At 69.1% G+C, this 19,117-nt stretch carries 16 protein-coding genes; 7 read left to right on the forward strand and 9 right to left on the reverse strand.

The features are described 5' to 3' along the window. Positions 1-68: 68 nt before the first annotated feature. Positions 69-392, reverse strand: a complete 324-nt coding sequence (locus KOE53_RS02250; protein ID WP_188046128.1) for a DUF2469 domain-containing protein — start codon at positions 390-392, stop codon at positions 69-71. Positions 393-468: 76 nt separating this feature from the next. Between KOE53_RS02250 and imuA' the strand changes: the two genes are divergently transcribed. The 4 genes from imuA' to KOE53_RS02270 all read left to right on the forward strand — a co-directional run bounded on the left by imuA' (position 469) and on the right by KOE53_RS02270 (position 7,770). Further along, positions 469-1,134, forward strand: coding sequence for a DnaE2-dependent mutagenesis accessory factor ImuA' (gene imuA', locus KOE53_RS02255; RefSeq protein ID WP_188057206.1), 666 nt, complete (start codon positions 469-471; stop codon positions 1,132-1,134). Beyond that, the gene (locus tag KOE53_RS02260; protein WP_188057207.1) at positions 1,131-2,774 is read left to right on the forward strand and encodes a DNA polymerase Y family protein; all 1,644 of its coding nucleotides are present in this window, start codon (positions 1,131-1,133) and stop codon (positions 2,772-2,774) included. Before imuA' ends, KOE53_RS02260 begins: the two co-directional genes overlap by 4 nt. A gap of 100 nt (positions 2,775-2,874) precedes the next feature. After that, positions 2,875-6,291: an error-prone DNA polymerase gene (locus tag KOE53_RS02265; protein WP_188057208.1), complete on the forward strand. Its 3,417-nt coding sequence runs from the start codon at positions 2,875-2,877 to the stop codon at positions 6,289-6,291. Between the two features lie 138 nt (positions 6,292-6,429). Continuing rightward, positions 6,430-7,770 (forward strand): nicotinate phosphoribosyltransferase, encoded by a 1,341-nt coding sequence (locus KOE53_RS02270; protein WP_188057209.1) that lies wholly within the window; start codon positions 6,430-6,432, stop codon positions 7,768-7,770. Positions 7,771-7,788: 18 nt separating this feature from the next. Here the strand turns inward: KOE53_RS02270 and KOE53_RS02275 are convergent, their stop codons facing one another. The 7 genes from KOE53_RS02275 to KOE53_RS02305 form a co-directional block, all read right to left on the reverse strand. Then, positions 7,789-8,889 carry an ABC transporter ATP-binding protein gene (locus KOE53_RS02275; RefSeq protein ID WP_188057210.1) on the reverse strand — a complete coding sequence of 367 codons (1,101 nt, stop codon included), beginning with the start codon at positions 8,887-8,889 and terminating at the stop codon, positions 7,789-7,791. Beyond that, complete coding sequence (locus KOE53_RS02280; protein WP_251364099.1) at positions 8,886-9,725, reverse strand: ABC transporter permease; 840 nt, start codon at positions 9,723-9,725, stop codon at positions 8,886-8,888. The genes KOE53_RS02275 and KOE53_RS02280 overlap by 4 nt, the downstream gene beginning before the upstream one ends. Then, positions 9,722-10,567 carry an ABC transporter permease gene (locus KOE53_RS02285; RefSeq protein ID WP_188057212.1) on the reverse strand — a complete coding sequence of 282 codons (846 nt, stop codon included), beginning with the start codon at positions 10,565-10,567 and terminating at the stop codon, positions 9,722-9,724. The genes KOE53_RS02280 and KOE53_RS02285 overlap by 4 nt, the downstream gene beginning before the upstream one ends. Before the next feature lie 54 nt (positions 10,568-10,621). Further along, complete coding sequence (locus KOE53_RS02290) at positions 10,622-11,764, reverse strand: ABC transporter substrate-binding protein (RefSeq protein ID WP_188057213.1); 1,143 nt, start codon at positions 11,762-11,764, stop codon at positions 10,622-10,624. Positions 11,765-11,961: 197 nt separating this feature from the next. Further along, entirely contained in the window at positions 11,962-12,237 is a 276-nt protein-coding gene (locus KOE53_RS02295; RefSeq protein WP_188046119.1) for a DUF3039 domain-containing protein, read from the reverse strand. Between the two features lie 61 nt (positions 12,238-12,298). Then, entirely contained in the window at positions 12,299-13,876 is a 1,578-nt protein-coding gene (locus KOE53_RS02300) for a hypothetical protein (RefSeq protein WP_188046118.1), read from the reverse strand. Continuing rightward, entirely contained in the window at positions 13,846-15,081 is a 1,236-nt protein-coding gene (locus tag KOE53_RS02305) for an ABC transporter ATP-binding protein (protein ID WP_353055558.1), read from the reverse strand. The genes KOE53_RS02300 and KOE53_RS02305 overlap by 31 nt, the downstream gene beginning before the upstream one ends. Before the next feature lie 72 nt (positions 15,082-15,153). Between KOE53_RS02305 and KOE53_RS02310 the strand changes: the two genes are divergently transcribed. Together KOE53_RS02310 and KOE53_RS02315 are read left to right on the forward strand one after the other, a co-directional pair. Next, the gene (locus KOE53_RS02310) at positions 15,154-15,951 is read left to right on the forward strand and encodes an ABC transporter permease (RefSeq protein WP_188046117.1); all 798 of its coding nucleotides are present in this window, start codon (positions 15,154-15,156) and stop codon (positions 15,949-15,951) included. 2 nt (positions 15,952-15,953) lie between these two features. Continuing rightward, on the forward strand, positions 15,954-16,691 hold the full coding sequence (locus tag KOE53_RS02315; RefSeq protein ID WP_188046116.1) for an ABC transporter ATP-binding protein: 738 nt from the start codon (positions 15,954-15,956) through the stop codon (positions 16,689-16,691). A gap of 42 nt (positions 16,692-16,733) precedes the next feature. On the opposite strand, the gene KOE53_RS02320 is transcribed toward KOE53_RS02315, so the two are convergent. Next, positions 16,734-17,969: a CDP-glycerol glycerophosphotransferase family protein gene (locus KOE53_RS02320; RefSeq protein WP_188057214.1), complete on the reverse strand. Its 1,236-nt coding sequence runs from the start codon at positions 17,967-17,969 to the stop codon at positions 16,734-16,736. 97 nt (positions 17,970-18,066) lie between these two features. On the opposite strand from KOE53_RS02320, the gene KOE53_RS02325 reads away from it, so the two are divergent. Then, positions 18,067-19,104, forward strand: coding sequence for a glycosyltransferase family 2 protein (locus KOE53_RS02325; RefSeq protein ID WP_353055559.1), 1,038 nt, complete (start codon positions 18,067-18,069; stop codon positions 19,102-19,104). Positions 19,105-19,117: the final 13 nt, after the last annotated feature.

Raw genomic sequence — 19,117 nt, forward strand, 5'->3', positions numbered from 1 at the left:
AACTCGCTCGGGCGAGTCGCTGTGGACGGGAAATGCCGTCCGTGCGTTCGATAACGAGGGCCGGTGGCCTATTCGTCGAGCGCGAGCTCCTGCGGCAGCGAGAACTCGCGGGCCGAGAGCTCTTCAACGTTGACGTCCTTGAACGTCAGCACGCGTACTGACTTTACGAAGCGGTCGGCGCGGTACACATCCCACACCCACACGTCCGTCATGCTCAGCTCGAAGTAGAAATCACTGCCGGCGTCCTGGCGCTTGAGGTCGACCTCATTCGCGAGATAGAAGCGCCGTTCGGTCTCGACGACATAGCGGAACTGCCCGACGATGTCCCGGTACTCGCGGAACAGCGACAGCTCAGCTTCGCGCTCGTAATCGTCCAACTCATCATCGTTCATCACCCCCATCCTAGCCCCGGACGCGCCGCCTGAAACCCGGATTGACTTATTCGAACATATGTTCGAATATTGCAGCATGAACCATTCCGCGACCGTGCAGCAGCTGCAGCAGCGCATCACCGAGATGCAGTCGCTGCGTCTCGACGATCGCGCCCTGCCCACTGCTGATGCGGCGCGCGATTTACTGCCCGGCGGGGCGCTCCGCAGCGGTTCGAGTTACGCCGTACACGGCTCGACCCAGCTCGCCCTGGCCCTGCTCTCGGAGGTGTCTGCCGCCGGGTCGTGGTGCGGCGCCGTGGGTCTGCCGGGTCTCGGCGCCGAGGCCGCCGCGACGATCGGCATCGCCCTCGACCGCTGGATCAGCATCCCCCACCCCGGCGAGCACGCCGTCGGCATCGCCGGCACGCTCAGCGAGGTCTTCACCGGGATCATCCTGCGCCCCACCACCCGGGTTGAACCGCGCGAGGCGGAGCGACTCTCGGCGAAGCTGCGCGAAAATGGCGCAGTGCTGCTCGTCCTCGGCGATTGGCCGCGCAGCGAGAGCACGCTCCGCGTCGAGCGCTCCGTCTGGTCCGGCCTCGGCGCGGGCCACGGCCTACTCGGGGACCGCGAACTCACGATCAGCTCCGACGATCGGCGCGGCCTGGGGCGGCACACCGTCCGCTTCTCGGGTGGCCGCCTGGTCGCGGGCGCCCCCGTCGCCCCGCTGCGCGCGGTTCCCCCGCTGGGCGCGTCCCGATGAACGCGCACTCGGCCGTCCCGCCGCGCACCATGGTCGTCTGGATCCCTGACTGGCCGATCCTCGCCCACCGGCAGAGCCTGGGCCTCGCAGGCGACACTCCGACCGCGCTCGTCGCGGGCCGCCGCATCGTCGCCGCATCGGCCGCGGCCCGCGCCGAGGGCGTGCGCGCGGGCCTGCGCGAGCGCGAGGCCCAGCAACGCTGTCCGGGCATTGAGCTGCACCCCTACGACCCTGAGATCGACACCCGGGCGTTCGAGCCGGTGCTCTCGGCGATCGAGGAAACGGTGCCGGCGGTCGAACCGATCAGGCCGGGGCTGTGCGCGATTCGGGCCCGTGGGCCCGCCCGCTATTACGGGGGCGAGGCCGCCGCCGGGGCGGCGCTGCTGGCCGTACTGCGCGAGCGCGGCCTCACCGAGGCGTGCATCGGCATCGCCGACGGACGCTTTGCGGCCGAACAGGCGGCCCGGGGCGAGACCATCCCCGGCGGCTCCCCCGCAGAGACCGCGTCGTCCGGCGCCGATCCGGCACTCCGCGTCGTTCCCGCAGGATCCGCGCCGGCGTTTCTCTCCCCGCTGCCCGTGGCGCGAGCGACCGGCGCCGAGCTCTCGGACGTGCTGCACGGCCTCGGCATCCGCACCCTCGGCGGCCTCGCGGCCCTACCCGCCGCGGTCGTCGCCGAGCGATTTGGTCCGGCGGGCGCCGCCGCGCACCGGCTGGCGAGCGCCACCGACGGGGCAGGTGGGGCTGCCGAAGAGGTGCGCCCCCGGAAGCGTGCGCGAGAGCTCGAGGTCTCGCTCGACGCCGAACCTCCGATCGCCCTCGTCGACCAGCTCGCCTTCACCAGCAGCGCGCAGGCCGAGCGCTTCGTCCGCCAACTCGCGGAGGAACGGCTCGTCTGCACCGAGCTCACCATCACGCTGGTGGACGACACCGGCGCGGTCCACGAACGCAGCTGGGCCCACCCGCGCCAGTTCACCGCGAGCGACGTCATCAACCGCATTCGATGGCAAACCACCGCACTGTACAGCGCCCTTGAGCGGGGTGGGGCGGGCATCGCCCAGGTGCGCATCTCGCCGCAGCGCACCGATCGCGCCGAGCGCCACGAACCGGGGCTCTGGAACACCGGCCCCGACGAACGCATCCATCACCACCTCACCCGCATGCAAACCCTCCTCGGCCACGAGGAGGTCGTCTCGCCGCGCATCGCGGGCGGGCGCGAGGCACGCACCCGGCAGCGGCTCGTCCCGTGGGGCACGCAAGAGACTGGCGCGACGCCGAAGCGCACCCGCGCGTCAGCGGTGTCCGGCCCCTGGCCCGGGCACCTTCCCGCCCCGTACCCCAGCATTGTGCTCGGCGAACGAGAACAGGTCGAGCTGCTCGGGGCGGACGGCCAACCCATCACGATCGACGACGAGGACCTGCTCGCCGCCACTCCGGGCTGGTTCCGGGTCTCCCCGCACGAACGCCCCACCGCGGTGCAGGCTTGGTCGGCACCCTGGCCCCTTCGCCAACACTGGTGGGACGAGGGCGAGGCCCCGAGCGGCGAGCTGCACCGCATGCAGGTCGTGCTCGCGGACGGCAACGCCTGGCTGCTCGCCCACACCGAGCAGGGCTGGTTCGCTGAGGGGAAGTATCACTAGGGCCGGCCCGCTCAGCCGCCTACGCGGCACCACCCGCCACGGCACCACACGCACCACACCACGCCACACCACACCACACCCCGCAGCACCGGAGGCCCCCATGGGCTGGAACAACCCGCCACTCCCCTGGAGCGAGTTCGAGCGCACCCTCTCGGGGCGCGCAAGACCCACGCCCCTGCCCGTGCCCGAACCGGCCGGCGAGGAACTGTCCGCTCCCGCAGGGCTGGCCGCCGCGGGCAACACTCCGACCCCACCGACAATCCCGCAGACCACCCCGGTCACCCCATACGCCGAGCTGCACGCCCATTCCTCCTACAGCTTCCTCGACGGTGCCAGCGAGCCACAGGATCTCGTGGCCGAGGCGGCGCGGCTCGGCCTCTCGGGGCTCGCGGTGACCGACCACGACGGCTTCTACGGATCGGTGCGCTTCGCCGAAGCGGCAGCAGCGCACCCCGAGCTACTCACCGTCTACGGCGCCGAGCTCTCCCTCGGGCTCGATGGCCCGCAGCAGGGCGTTGCCGACCCCATGGGCAGCCACCTGCTCGCGCTCGCCCGCGGCACCTCCGGGTACCACCGCCTCGCGACCGCGATCACCGAGGCGCAGCTCGCGGGCGGCGAGAAGGGCCGGCCCGTCTACGACCTCGAGCAGCTCGCCGCGCAGGCGAACGGCGAATGGGTGATCCTGACGGGGTGCCGCAAGGGCGCGGTGCGCGGTGCCCTCGAGAGAGAGGGCCCAGTGGCCGCGCGCCGCGAGCTCGACCGCCTGATGCACCTCTTCGGGCGGGACAACGTCTTTGTCGAGCTGACCGACCACGGCCACCCGGGCGACGACGTCCGCAACGACCGGCTCGCCGAGCTCGCGGCCGATACCGGCCTGCCCACCCTCGCCACGAACGCCGTGCACTACGCCCGCCGCGACGGCCAGGCGGTCGCCGAGGCGGTCGCCGCCGTACGGGCCAGGCGCAGCCTCGACGAACTCGACCCCTACCTCCCCGCGACCGGCAGCGCGCACCTGCGCTCGGGGGCCGCCATGGCCCGGCGGTTCGCCCGCTACCCCGGCGCCGTCGCGCGCACCGTCCCCCTTGCACAGGATCTCGCCTTCCCGCTGCGCGCCGCGCGCCCGCGGCTGCCAAAGCTCCCCGTGCCCGACGGCCACAGCCCGATGAGCTGGCTGCGCGAGCTCGTCGCACAGGGGGTCCGGCGGCGCTACCCGCGAGCGGACGAAGCGACGCACGCCCGCATCCAACGCGAACTTGAGGTCATCGAACAGAAGGACTTCCCGGGCTACTTCCTCATCGTGCACGACATCGTGCAGCGCGCCAGGCAGCTCGGGATCCTGTGCCAGGGCCGGGGCTCGGCCGCGAACTCAGCCGTCTGCTACGTGCTCGGCATCACCTCGGTCGACTCGATCTTCTACCAGCTGCCCTTCGAGCGCTTCCTGTCGAGCATGCGCGAGGAAGAGCCCGACATCGACGTCGACTTCGATTCCGGTCGGCGCGAAGAGATCATCCAGTACGTCTACGAGACCTACGGCCGCAGAAACGCCGCCCAGGTCGCGAACGTCATCACGTACCGCCCCAAGGCCGCGGTGCGCGACGCGGCGAAGGCGCTCGGGTACAGCGCCGGGCAGCAGGCAGCCTGGACCCGCGGCATCGAGCGCTGGGGCAGCATCGAGGAGGACCCGTCCTCGCCCATCCCGCCGGCCGTGACCGCGCTCGCGACCCGCCTTTTGCGGGCCCCGCGACACCTCGGCATCCACTCGGGCGGCATGGTGCTCACCGACCGCCCCGTCGGCGAGGTGTGCCCCATCGAGCACGCGCGCATGGAGAGGCGCACGGTGTTGCAGTGGGACAAGGACGACTGCGCCTGGATGGGGCTCGTGAAGTTCGACCTGCTCGGCCTCGGCATGCTGTCGGCGCTGCAGTTCACCTTCGACCTCGTCGCCGGCGCCACCGGCGAAACGTGGGACTTCGACTCGATCCCGAAGGAAGAGCGGGGCGTCTACGACATGCTCTGCCGCGCCGACTCGATCGGAGTGTTCCAGGTCGAGAGCCGCGCGCAGATGAACACCCTGCCGCGCCTGCTGCCGCGAACGTTCACCGACCTGGTCATCGAGATCGCGCTGATCAGGCCCGGCCCTGTACAGGGCGGCGCCGTGCACCCGTACCTGCGCCGGCGCGCGGGCGAGGAGACCGTCACCTACGCGCACCCCGCGCTCGAACCGGTACTCAAACGCACCCTCGGCATCCCCATCTTCCAAGAACAACTCATGCAGATGGCAATGGCCGTGGGCAACTGCTCGGCGGAGGACGCCGACCTGCTGCGGCGTGCGATGGGCTCCAAGCGAGGCCAAGAGCGCATCTCCGAGCTCAAGGAGAAGCTGCTCGCCGGCATGGCCGACAACGGGATCGCGCCCGATGCCGCCGAGCAGTTGTACGGCACGATCGAGGCGTTCGCGAGCTTCGGCTTCGCCGAGAGCCACTCGATCAGCTTCGCCCTGCTCGTCTACCTGAGTTCCTGGTGCAAGCTGCACTACCCCGCGGCCTTTCTCGCGGGGCTCTTGCGCGCACAGCCGATGGGCTTCTACTCGGCGCGCACGCTCACCGACGACGCCCGCAGACACGGCGTACGCGTGTTGCGCCCCGACGTACAGCACTCGGACGTGCACGCCGCCCTCGAGCCGCTCGGGACGAGCACGGGCGCCGGCGCACCCACCGGTCTGCACACGTGCACGCACCCCGCACAGGATCCCGTCGGCGCGTTCGACCGCACGGCGCCCGACACGACCGCGGAGCACCGGCGCGACGGTGGCTTCGCCGTACGGCTGGGGCTCGCCGAGATTCGGGGAATCGAACAGGCGGTGGCCGCCCGGATCGTCGAGGCACGCCGGCGCGGCGGGCCGTTTCTCGATCTCGCCGACCTCGCCCGCCGGGCCGACCTCGACCGCTCCCGCATCGAGATGCTCGCTTCGGCCGACGCGTGCGCGGGACTGGGTCTCGGGCGCCGCGAAGCCCTCTGGGGCGCCGGTCCGGCAGCCGACAACCGGGAGCGCTACCTGCCCGGCACCGCGGCGAGCGTGCAGCCACCCCTCCTTCCGGTACTCAGTCCCGCCGAACAGACTGAGATTGATTTGTGGTCCACCGGCGTCGCCCCGGGCGCGCACCCCGTGAGCTTCCTCAGGCGCTCGCTCGACCGGCGCGGGGTGCTGCGCTCGGACCGGCTGCCGCACGCAGAGAGCGGGCGCCGCGTCGAAGTGGCGGGCCTCGTGACCCACCGGCAGCGCCCGGGAACCGCCGGCGGCATCACCTTCCTCAGCCTCGAGGACGAGGCGGGCATGGTGAACGTGATCGCGAGCGTCGGGGTGTGGACCCGCTACCGCCGAGTCGCCCGCACGTCCCCGGCGCTCGTCGTGCGGGGCCACCTCGAGCGCTCGCCCCAGGGTGTAGTGAACATCGTCGCCGACCATTTCGAGGCGCTCGCGGCGCCCGGCAAGACCCGGTCCCGAGACTTCCAGTGACGGCCGCGCGCCGTCGCGCGCAGCAGAGGCCTGCACCCCACGAAGGAGCTCGAAGCAGGCGAAGCGCGATGGGAATCGGAGAACTCTTCGCCGAGCCGCACCTGACCCCCGCTGCCGCAAACGAGTAGGCTGGCGCGTGTGAACGACACCGTAGCCCGGCACGCATCGACCGCCTTCTTCACCGATCACTACGAGTTGACGATGGTCGACGCGGCCCTGCAGGCGGGTACGGCCCACCGCGAGAGCGTGTTCGAACTCTTCGCTCGCCGCCTCCCCGGCGCGCGGCGCTACGGCGTCGTCGCCGGCACCGGCCGATTACTCGAAGCGATCCAGGACTTCCGCTTCGGCGACGCCGAGCTCGAGTGGCTGCGCAGTCAGGGGTTCCTCCGCCCCGAGACCCTCGACTGGCTCGCGGACTATCGCTTCAGCGGCGACATCTGGGGCTATCCCGAGGGCGAGGTGTTCTTCCCGAACTCGCCCCTGCTCGTGGTGCAGTCGAGCTTCGCCGAGGGCGTGCTGCTCGAGACGCTCGCACTCAGCGTGCTCAACGCCGACTCGGCTGTCGCAACCGCGGCCTCGCGCATGACCCACGCCGCGAACGGCAAGCCGCTCGCCGAGATGGGCTCGCGCCGCACCAACGAGCACAGCGCCGTCACTGCCGCACGCGCCGCGTACATCGCCGGCTTCAGCGCCACGTCGAACCTCGAGGCCGGCCGCCGCTTTGGCGTGCCGACCATGGGCACCGCCGCGCACTCGTTCACTCTGCTGCACGACAGCGAGCGGGAGGCATTCCAGGCACAGATCGACGCGCTGGGCGTCGGCACCACCCTTCTCGTGGACACGTACGACATTGAACAGGGCGTGCGCAACGCCGTCGAGCTCGCCGGCCCCGGCCTCGGTGCGGTCCGCATCGACTCGGGCGACCTGCCCGTCGTCGTCGCTGAGGTGCGCGACCTCCTCGACGAACTCGGCGCGCTACAGACGAAGATCACGGTGACGAACGACCTCGACGAGTACACGGTCGCGGCCCTCGCGCACTCCCCCGTCGACTCGTTCGGCGTCGGCACCTCGGTCGTCGTCGGCTCGGGAACACCCACGATGGGCATGGTCTACAAGCTCGTCGCCCACAAGGACGACGCCGGGGAATGGGTATCGGTCGCGAAGAAGTCCCAGGACAAGGCATCTGTCGGTGGACGCAAGAGCGTCAAGCGCCGATTCAGCGCGCGCGGGCGCGCGGTGGCCGAGGTCGTCCTCGTCGGGGACGGCCCCGCGGGCGCGCCGGAGGGCACCGACCTCGGGGCTTCGGCGCGCGAGATCCTCGTGCCGCTAGTCGTCGCGGGTGAGCCGCTGACGCAGCACCTGGGCGCGGCCGGCATGGAGGCCGCACGCGAACGCCACGCGAAGAGCGTCGCCGAGCTACCGCGCGTCGCGATGAGCTTGACGCGCGGTGACCCGGCGATCCCGACAGAGATTCGCTAGCGCCGAGCGTCGGCCGCGTCAACCACGCGGACCGACCGTGACCGGCTCGGGGATGAGCGTGATCCCCACCCGGTCACCCGGCCGGAACGTCGTCGACGCACTGTGCTGCGAGGCGAGCGTGCTCCCGTCAGGAAGCTCCACGACGGTGCGCCGAATCGCCCCGAGAAAGCCGGACGTCAGGACAACCGATTCCGCGGCCCCCGCCCCGCCCCGCGTCGGGCCCAGCACGACATTTTCCGGACGAACGTAGGCGGTGACCTGACGGTCGACACCGCTCGAGGCGCCTCCGGGGTCCGGCAGCGCGGGCAGCGCCCCGCCGAGCACCGTGACCACCGAACCGTCGAGCACACCGGAGACCCGGTTCGACAGCCCGACAAAGTCGGCAACAAACGCCGAGCTTGGCCGCCGGTACAGCTCCTCGGGGCTCCCCAACTGAGCGATGCTCCCCCGGTTCATGACCGCCACCCGGTCCGAGATCGCGAGCGCCTCCTCCTGGTCGTGGGTCACGAAGATCGTCGTGATGCCGAGTTCCGTCTGGATCGAGCGAATCTGGTCCCGCAACAACACCCGCACTTTGGCGTCCAGCGCCGACAACGGCTCGTCGAGCAATAGGGCGCGCGGCCGAGTCACGAGCGCACGGGCGAGCGCGACCCGTTGCTGTTGGCCGCCGGATAGCTCGTGCGGGTACCTCGCCGCGAGGTGTCCGAGTCCCACAACATCGAGCATCTCGCCGACTCGGGCACCGCGCTCGACGCGCGGAACCCGACGCATCCCAAGGCCGAACTCGACGTTGCGCGCCACGCTCAAATGCGGAAACAGGGAGTACTGCTGAAAGACCATGCCGATGTCGCGACGGCTCGCCGGCACGTCGGTGACATCGACCTTTCCGATGCGCACGCGTCCACTGGTCACCGGTTCTAACCCCGCGACGCAGCGAAGCGCCGTCGTCTTCCCGCAACCGGATGGGCCCAGCAGACAGACGAGCTCACCCGGGGCGAGCGCAAGATCGAAGTCTCGCAGCACGGCCGTGGCTCCGTAGGCCTTGGTGACGCCTTCGAGTCGCACGGATAGGCCGCCGCCGATCGGCTCGGCGGGAGATGGCGTCGGACGAGTAGTCATGGGGTTGGGTCCTTCTTCGAGACGGAACGAGGGGGTGCCGACGGAGCGCGCCCGCGCCGATCCAGGCCACTTACCGTGAGCAGCAGGAGGAACGCGCCCACGAGCGCCAGCAGCGAGACGGCGACCGCGACGAACGGATCGGACTTTGAAACCTGTAAGAGCGCGGTCTGGAGCGTGGTTCGGTTCAGCAGCGATGACACCGTGAACTCGCCCAGCACGATGGCGATCGTGAGGAGCGAGGCCGCCAGGAGGCTTCCGCGCAGACCTGGCGCGATCACTCGAACCAGGACCGTGCCCCAGCCCGCCCCCAGCGACTGGGCGGCCTCCGCGAGCACCCGCGCATCCATCCCGGTGAGCTCGGCGTTGATCGCCCGATAGACAAACGGCAGCACGAGCACGCCGTAGGCCAGACTCAAAGTCCAGGTTCCCGTCGCGCCCCAGTTGCCGAGCACGCGAAAGAGGGGCGCGAATCCGACGACGAGCACGATAGCGGGAATCGCGATGGGAAGCACGGTGAGTAGGTCGAGCGCGCGCTCCAGGCGCGGAAAGCGCAGATGCACGAGCACGATCGTCGGGAAGAAGAGGACGAGCACGATCACGACCGTGAGTGCCGCCAGCAAGAGCGAGTTCCCGATTCCCTGCACCAGCGCCCGGGTACTGCGCGCATTCTCCGGGGCGAACAGCGCACCCCAGTGCTCGAGGCCGTACCCACCGCCCATCTGGCGGAACGTGAACTCGAGCATCGAGAGCAGCGGAATGAGAAACACGACACCGACACCCCCAATTACCGCGTACGCGACGCCGCGCGACGGGCGGCCCGGGACCGGCGCCCTCAACGTTGCCACCGCCCGGCGCGCCGCATGAGCCATCCGTAGGCGCACATCACGACGGCCATCACCAGGATCATGCCCAGCGCCAGTACGCCGGCGGAGCCGGCATTGCTGCCCCCGGTCTCACCGATCAGTGCGGCCCGAATCTGCAGCGGGACGATCTGTGACCCCTGGCTGATCAGCGCCGCCGCCGTGGCATACGAGGAGAAGGCATTCGCGAAGAGCAACAGCAGGCACCCGAAGAAGCTGGGCGCGAGCAGCGGTGCGCCGACCCGTGTCCAATAGCTCACGCGCGAGCCGCCCAGCGTAGCCGCTGCCTCGGCCCATCCGGGGCGCAGCGCCGAGAATGCCGGGCCGAAGGTAATCACCATCAGGGGAATTTGAAAGTACAGATACGGCAGGATCAGGCCGGGAAGCTCGTACAGCCACACGCCGTCGGCGAAGAGATCGATCCCCGCACGCTCGCGGAGCGTCACGGTGATGATTCCCTGGATCCCGACCGTCGCGACGAACGCGAAGGCAAGCATGATGCCGCCGAACTGAGCGAGCACTGAGCTCGCCGCGTCCACGCTCTTGCGCAGCAGCCCGCGCTCGGGGAGGGCGGCGATCGCCCAGCACAGGATCGCGCCGACGCACGCGCCGATGAGTGCCGTGAGCGCACTCACCCACACGCTCGCCCCGAACGCGTCGAGCGTATTCGGGGACAGCAGCACCGAGAGGTTCGCGAGGGTGAATCCGTCGGGGCCGACGAAGCCGCTTCCGACGGCGAGCACGGTGGGGACGCACAGGAAGAGGAAAATGTACAGGACGAAGGGGGTGAGCCCCAGCGCCGGGAGCAGTCGTTTCATCGCGGGATCACGGCGAAACGTGGGGCGCCGACGAACCGGCACCCCACGCGTTCGCTACTTGATCGCTGCGGCCCAGCGCTCGGCGAGCACCGCGTTTGCGGCCGCAGTCTGCGCCTCGTCGGGCGAGACCCAGTCGGCACCGCTCGTGCCGAAGGTCGCCGCGTCGATGAGCTTCTCGTCAACGGCGCCCGACTCGGTCAGCGCGTCAATGCGCACTGGCACCGCGTTACCTTCGAGGAACAGAGCCTGGGCCTCGTCCGAGAAGATCCATTCCTGCCAGAGGCGCGCCGCGGCCGGGTTCGGCGCGTCCGCATTGATCGCCTCGTTATAGAAGGAGACGTAAGCGGCACCGGGCAGCACGACCGTCTTCCAGCTCGGCACGTCCTGTGCCACGGCGACGTTGTTGAACGACCAGTCCAGGACGGCCGGCGTTTCGCCCGAGGCGATGGTTGCCGGGGTCGGATCGAGCGGCAGGAAGTTGCCCGCCGCGCGCAGGTCACCGACGAAGTCGATGCCAGGCCCGAAATCATCGACGCCGCCGCCGTTCAGGGCCGCAAGCCAACCCACCGCGGCAAAGGCTGCGCCGGCCTGCGTCGGGTCTCCGTTCAGCGCGACCGATCCACGGTAGTCTGCGCCAAGCAGATCGGCGAGCGCCGTGGGCTCGGGGAGCTTGTCCGAGTCGTAGCCGAGCGACATGATGCCGGAATAGTTGTTGACCCAGAGGCCCTCGGGGTGCTTGTTTGCCGCCGGGATGTCGTCCCACGTCTCCACCTGGTAGGGGGCAAACTTCGCGGTATTTTCGAGTGCGACCGCGGTCCCGAGGTCGAACACGTCGGGGGCAGTGTCCTGACCCTGCAGGTTGTCCGCGGCCTGAATCTCCTCCGCGCTCGAGGCGTCGGGCGAGGCGGAGTTCACCGTAATGTCGTATTTCTCCTCGAATCCGGAGATGATCGCACCGTAATTCGCCCAGTCCTCGGGGAGGGCGATGACGTTCAGCTGGCCCTCTTCTTGAGCGGCCTGTACCAGGGCCTCCATGCCACCGAAGTCGGCGGCGCTCTTCGCGGTCGATGCGTCGTGTGTTGCCGACACGCTGCCGGCAGCGTCTCCGGACGACGATGAACAGGCCACCAGCGTTCCGCCCAGGACGAGGGCAGTGGTGGCAAATACGGCGGTACGCAAGATAGGACGTACGGTCACTGAGGAAACCTTCCGTGGGGAGTGTTCGGACCGCCCAACAGGGCGCCTGCGGCCACCGCTTCTGGCGGGGGCCGGTCCGCTCCAACACTAGGTTTTCTCAGTAAACGGCAGACAGTCTGCGCGTGAATGAACGGGGCGAATGAGATGCCGAACTGGCGCTGGCGCCTCGGCTCGCACTCGCGGTGGGGCGAACCGCCCTACTTCTTCATCTTTTCGTAGACCTTCTGGCAGTCCGGGCACACCGGGAACTTCTCCGGGTCGCGACCCGGGGTCCACTTCTTGCCGCAGAGCGCACGCACGGGCTTCCCCGTGAGGGCAGACTCGAGGATCTTGTCCTTGGGCACGTAGTGCGAGAACCGCTCGTGGTCCCCGTCCTCCAGGTGTTCCTGGTTCAGGAGCTCCTCAAGTTCGCGGTCGAGGACGTCAGTTCCGCCTGCGGGCGAGCCCGGATCGTTGCGCGTAAAGATACCCATGACGCCATTCTACGACGTCGCTCGCGCAAGGCGCCTGCACGCTCGACGAGAGTTCTACGGGTCAGTCAAACATCTGCGCGACGGCAAGCAGCTCGGGGGCGTTGCGGTCAAAGACCCGCCCGCCGACAAACACTCCGACGAGCAAGAAGAACGCGCCATACACCACGCCGAACACCAACGCCCCGATCTGGGCGGGGAAGGTCGGTTCGGTGATCGCCGAGAGGGCGACCCAGACCGGCGGCAGCGCGAGCACGACCGATGCCCCCATCGAAATCGTCTGCGTGAGCGCGGAGCCTGACCCGGACCACTGGGGCTGCACAAAGGGGCTGTCGCCGGGACGAGTCGTCGGATACGGCGACAACGCCGACGTCACACTCGACACACCGCAGCCGATCAACAGGACCGCCGTCGACATGCCAATCACGGCGGGCAGCGGGCGCCAGTCACCAAACACGGCGACCGTGACACTCGAGCCGATGAGTACGACCGGGATGCCGAGCAGCAGCACGGGGACCACCCGGCCAAATCGATCGTCTCGGCCCTTGATGCCGCTGGCCACGTGGATCCAGATCGCCGTGGCGTCCGTCGCGACGTCGTTGTGGATGCTCCAGGCAAGCAGCAGGCAGATCACCGGAAGCGGGATCAGGGCGAGCGCCTGGTGCGGGGCGCCAGCGACCATCATGGCAATCACCATTGCCAACGGCGCGAACGGGATTGCGAACAGCGCCACCCGGTAACGAGGGTCACGGAGCCAGTACGTCACCGTACGCGCGCCGATGAGCGACGAGGGGCGGGCAGAGAATCGTTCGAACCACCCGAGCCCGCTGCGCGCGAGCCCGACGGCCACGGGGCGGTCGATGCGCTGCATCGAGACGCGCACCACGAGCACCCAGAGCGCCAGCAGCACGAGGATCGAGACCAGCGTCACGGCGAAGCGCCCGAGCGCGCCGCCGAGCTCCCCCGCCACCGCGAGGTCGAGACCGCGCAACGCGGCGCCGAAGGGGGTCCAGCCCGCCACCGCAGCGGTGTCGGCGGCCGAGCGCTCAAGCCCGTCTCCGATCGCGCTGCTCACAACGAAGAACAGCAGCGGAAGCGTCGCGACCGCGATGATGGCACCCAAGACGCCACGCACGTCCGCCGCGCGCTCCGACGAGAAGATCAGCTTCGAGGCGCCGGAAGCGGTGCGTCCGAGCAGCGCCGCGAGGACGAGCGTGCCGAGCATTCCGAGCACCATTGCCCAGGACTGCGACCACCAATCGGGGCGGAACACCGTCAGTGCGATCAGCCACGTGCACACGAACAGGAACGGCCAGGTCAAGACCGTACTGATGAGCAGACCGAACGCGATCGAACGAGGCGATGCGGGCAACCCCGCGAACTGCCGGGGCTCGAGGTGCGAGCGGTTGAGAAAGAGCGGCAGCACGCACGCCAGGCCCAACACGAACGTCGAGGTCACCGTGTCGAGATCGGCGCGAAGCACGGCATTCCCGTTCGAGAGCGCGCTAGGAGCCCAGGCGATCGCGACTGCGGCCGCGCCCCCCAGCACGATCCCCAGGAAGATCAGCGCGAGATTGCGCGAGGGGTGGCGAAACGTGTTCGCCAGCAGCGCTAGTCGGAGTCTGAGGATCGGTGCAACCACTCCAAGCCCTTTCCAGCTTCTGACGCCTGCGTGAGGTGCGTGAAGCGCTCTTCGAGGCTCACCCCATCGCGTACCGCGTCGACCGTTCCCTGCGCGATGACCTCACCGTCGGTGATGACCGCGACATGGTCACACACGCGCTGAATGAGATCGAGGCTGTGGCTCGACATGATGACGCTGCCACCGCCCGATACGAACTTCTCAAGAATCTCGGTGACGTTCGCGGCAGACACGGGGTCGATCGCCTCAAACGGCTCGTCGAGCACCAGCACCTCGGGCGAGTGGATCATGGCCGAGGCCAGGGCGATCTTCTTCTGCATGCCGGCCGAATAGTCCGACACCAGGCGATCGAGCGCGGAACCCAGGCCAAAGGCCTCAGCGAGCTCGGACGCGCGGTCGTTCACTACGGATTCTTCGACGCCGTGCAGCACGCCTGCGTAGTACAGCATCTGGGCGCCCGTGAGCCGGTCGAACAGGCGCAGGCGGTCGGGCAGGACACCGATGAGGCGCTTGGCCGCGGGACCGTCGGTCCAGACATCGACCTCGCGCACCGTGACGCGGCCCGAGCTCGGGCGCAACAGGCCCGTGATCATCGAGAGCAGGGTCGTCTTACCGGCGCCGTTGGGCCCGACGATGCCAGTGAATGAGTTCTCGTGCACCGCAATCGATACCTCGCTCGCCGCGAGCACCGAACCGTAGCTCTTCGTCAGGCCCTCGGTGCGCAGCACCACGGGCCGCGATTCGGCAATGCGACCGCGCTCACGCGCCCGAACGACGGAGGGAACGGGGACCTGGATCCGGCCGGTCCGCGGTGAGCGCGCCTCGGCGCGAGTCTCAATGACGGGCAGCGGTTCGGGTGCGGGCGAGGCTGTGGGGGCCGAAACAGGATCCTGCGCGGGGGCGCTCTCCTCGGAAACGGTCAGCGACTCTTGCGCGGGCTGCACGACCTGGACCTCATTCTGTGTTTCGGGCTCTGGGGATGTCACGCCATCGTATTCGGGCGCAGTCTCGGTCTCGTCGCCAGGCGACGTTTCGGCGATGACGGGGAGCACCGGTCCGCCGTTCGCGCGGCTCGGGCGCACGCGCGGGGCAGCCCCGGATCGCCTGGTCACGGTGCGGGGAGTGGAGGCCACGGGCACCACGGACGCGCGTTCCGGCTCGCCGACGACGTGTTCGGCGTCAGGGGCATTTGATTCGGGCGGCACGCTCTCTAACCTACCAAATTTGAGCCATCCGAAAGTGCGTCGATTGCCCGTCCGGCATGCATTACCGGCAGAATGGCAGACGTGAGCCAATCCCCCGCACCACGCGTCCGCCGCGCGACCTCGTGGTCATCGCTGCGACTTCTCACATTGCGTGACCTCAAGGTCCGATACGCAACGTCCGCCCTCGGGTGGGTCTGGTCGATCCTTGACCCCCTGCTGATGAGCCTGATCTACTGGTTCATCTTCACGCAGGTGTTCTCCCGGTCAGTCGGAGAAGAGCCCTACATCGTCTTCCTCCTGTGCGCCATGCTGCCGTGGGTCTGGTTCAACGGCGCGGTTCTTGACTCCACGAAGGCCTTTCTGCGCGATGTGAAGCTCGTGCGCTCCGTCGCGCTGCCGCGGTGGATTTGGGTCGCCCGCATCGTCCTTTCGAAGGGCATCGAGTTCCTCCTCAGCCTGCCGGTGCTGGTGGCCTTCGCGGTGTTCTCCGGCGCCACGGTCAACTGGCGGATCGTGCTCTTCCCGCTCGGCATCGTCCTGCTCGGGCTCCTGATCCTGGGAATCGGCCTTCTGGTCGCTCCGCTCGTCGTGTTCTTCCGAGACTTCGAGCGCGCGTCGCGCCTGATCTTGCGCGTATTGTTCTACGCCTCCCCCATCATCTACGGCGCCGCCGACCTGCCGACGTTCGCGCAGCCGCTCGCCTGGATCAACCCGCTCTCGGGCATCTTCTCCCTGTTCCGCGCGGGGTTCTTCCCCGACCAGCTCGACTGGGGCCTCGTCGCGTCCTCGGCGGGTATCACCGCCGTCATGCTGGTGCTGGGCATCATCGTTTTCCGCCGCTCCGTCGGCGGAGTACTGAAGGAGCTGTGACCGTGGCCGATCCCATCATCGTGGCCGACGGCCTCGGCGTGCGCTTTCGACGCAACCGCGGTTCGCGTCGGAGCTTCAAGGACCTGTTCGCTGGGAAGCGGCGCCGCTCGCGCCCGGGCGAGTTCTGGGCCCTGCGCAACGTCTCGTTCTCGGTCAGTCCGGGCGAGGCCATCGGCGTGGTCGGCCGCAACGGCCAGGGTAAGTCGACGCTGCTCAAGCTGGTCGCCGGCGTGCTCCTGCCCGATGAGGGGTCCGTGTCGGTACACGGCGGGGTTGCCCCGCTCATCGAGATCACGGGCGGTTTCGTCGGGGATCTGACGGTCCGCGACAACGTGTTTCTCACCTCGGGCCTGCACGGCCTGAGTAAGGCGGAGATCCTCGCCCGCTTCGACGACATCGTCAGCTTCGCGGGCGCGGGCGACGTGCTCGACACCCCGTACAAGCACCTCTCGAGCGGCATGAAGGTGCGCGTCGCATTCTCGGTGATCTCACAACTGGACGAGCCCGTCCTCCTCGTCGACGAGGTGCTCGCGGTCGGCGACCGCGCGTTCCGCGAGAAGTGCTACCAGCGCATCGAGCGACTCCTCGGCGAGGGCAAGACCCTGTTCCTGGTGTCACACAACGAGCGCGACCTCAAGCGCTTTTGCACACGGGGGCTCTACCTCGACGGCGGCAAGCTCGCGCTCGACGGCCCGATCACCGACGTGCTGGCGGCGTACAACGAAGACCACCCGGCCTAGCCAGGAGGGCGTCCGGCAGGATCCTGCCCCCGCTATCAGCGACTAGCGAATGACGCCCTCTCCGCGGTTCCAGGCCTCCCAGCGATCCATGAGCGTGTCGATCGCGGCGTGGAATCGCTTCGTCGGCGCGCCCGGCGTAGTGTCGCCGAAGTAGCGTGTCGACCACTGCGCCACATGATCCCGCGCGTCCGGATCACCGTGGACTCGGTCGAGGACCGCGACCGCGTTGCTCGCGTCGTCCACGGTCAACCACTCGCACTCGCTGAGGTACCCCTGCTCGTCAACTTCGGCCTCGGGGTTTGCGGGGCGCGTGACCATGAGCGGGCGACCCGTCGCGAGCCGGTCGTAGATCATCGCGGAAATGTCGCAGATCGCGACGTCAGACAGGGCCAGCTGCCAGCCGATGCTCGGCGATTGGTCGAAGATGTGGTGGGCGGACGGGTCGGCCTCATTCGCCGCGCCGATGGCCGCGATGATCCGCTCGTTGGCGGCGCCGAACTCGGCGTCGACCACGCCGCTGCGCGGGTGCGGGCGGTAAATCACCCGGTGGCGTCCACTCGCGAGCAGCGCGTTCACGAGCCGCTCACCGTGGCTCGCGACCGAGCCGTAGGTTGCCGTCGGGCGGTCGCCCTCCCAGGTCGGCGAGTACAGCACGACCATGCGGTCATCGCTCGGGTAGGGCGCGTCGCCGCCGAAGTGGTCGGCCTGTGGACGGCCGATCTCGATCGTGCGCTTCTCGACGTCGTAGTCCCAGAGCGCCCGCGAGAGCCGAGCCTTCGCAGCGTCGCCGGCGACAAACGCGTAGTCGTAGGTCTTGAACTGGTTCGACGTCATGTACATCTTGTCGCTCTCGCCATGGTTGACGAAGACGTGCCAGCGGCGCCCGTAGCGCATCATCTGGAAGTTGCGGGTGTTCTGGTTCACGTAGAGCACGATCTGCAGCGGCTGCTCAGTGACGATCGTCTCGAGGTCGACGACGCGCGGCACGAACGCAACGTCCAGGCCGCTCTCGTTGAGCAGCGCGCGGGCGCCTCCCGCCGACCGGGCGAGCAAGAGCACCGGATACCGCTTCGACAGCTCGCGCAGCGGCGCGTACCACTGACGCATTTGGTAGAGGTTGACCTCGCCGTCGGAGAAGTAGACGGCGATCCGGAAGTGCTGCTCAGGCAGTGGGCCGCGCGCCTCAAGCGCCTCGAGCACGTCCGCGCGCGCGCGGCGTCCCCGCAAGACCTTCTTCACTAGATTGCGAGCACGTCGACCATCGTTCAGGATTCCCACGAGAGCCAAGTCTACCGGTGGGCTCCTGATCGGCGGTCGGCGTCGGCCCACCGCGCCGGTCCAGGCTGGTCCCGCCCGGGCATGGGAGGATCGTTCAGTGACCTCCAGTGAACTCCCCGCAGTCAGCTTCGTGATGCCCGTCTTGAACGAGGAGGGCCACCTCGAGGCCGCCGTGCGCACCATTCTTGCCCAGGACTACCCGGGCGAGAAGGAGATCGTGCTGGCACTCGGCCCGTCGCGCGACCGCAGCACTGAGATCGCCGAGCACCTCGCGGCGGAGGATTCTCGAGTGCGGATCGTGCACAACCCCCGGCGCGACATCCCCATCGGACTGAACCTCGCGATCGCGGCGAGCCACTCCCCCATCATCGTGCGCGTCGACGCACACTCGGAGCTGACCCCGGACTACACGCGGCTTGGCGTCGAAACCCTGCTCCGCGAGGGCGCCGCGAACGTCGGTGGCATCATGCAGGCCGCCGGGCGCACCCCCCTGCAACGCGCGATCGCCCGGGGGTACAACAGCCCGTTCGGCCTCGGCGGCGGCGCGTACCACGGCGACGGCACCCCCGGGCCTGCCGAGTCGGCCTACCTGGGCATCTTTCGACGTGAGGCGGTCGAGGCCGCTGGCGGCTACGATCCCATCATTCGGCGCGGCGAGGACTGGGAACTCAACCTCCGCATTCGGCGCGGCGGCGGGCTGATCTGGTTCGATCCGGCACTGAAAGTCACGTACTGGCCGCGCTCGAAGCTCAGCCATCTCGCCCAGCAGTTCTTCGCGACCGGAACCTGGCGGGCTGTCCTCGTGCGGAAGTACGGCGGGGCGAACCCGTGGCGCTTCTTCGTCCCGGGCACGCTCGTGCTGGCCCTCGCCGCCTGCGTGCTGCTCGCCGTGCTGCAGCTCACGGGCGTGGTTGACGGACCGCTCTCGGCCTGGCTCAGCCTGCTGTATCTCGCCCCCCTCACCTACACCGCGGGCATCGCGTACGCCGTCGCGAAGATGCCCGGCCAGCAGAGCCCGCGCGACCGGCTGCTCAGCGCGCTCTGCCTCGTCATGATGCACGTCTGCTGGGGCAGCGGCTTCCTCGCCGGCCTCCTCAAGGGCGGCGGGAAGACCGTGGACCGCTCGCGCGCGTAGCGTTTGCCCGGCG

The organism is Leucobacter sp. CX87 (assembly GCF_018682295.1).
GTDB lineage: Bacteria > Actinomycetota > Actinomycetes > Actinomycetales > Microbacteriaceae > Cx-87.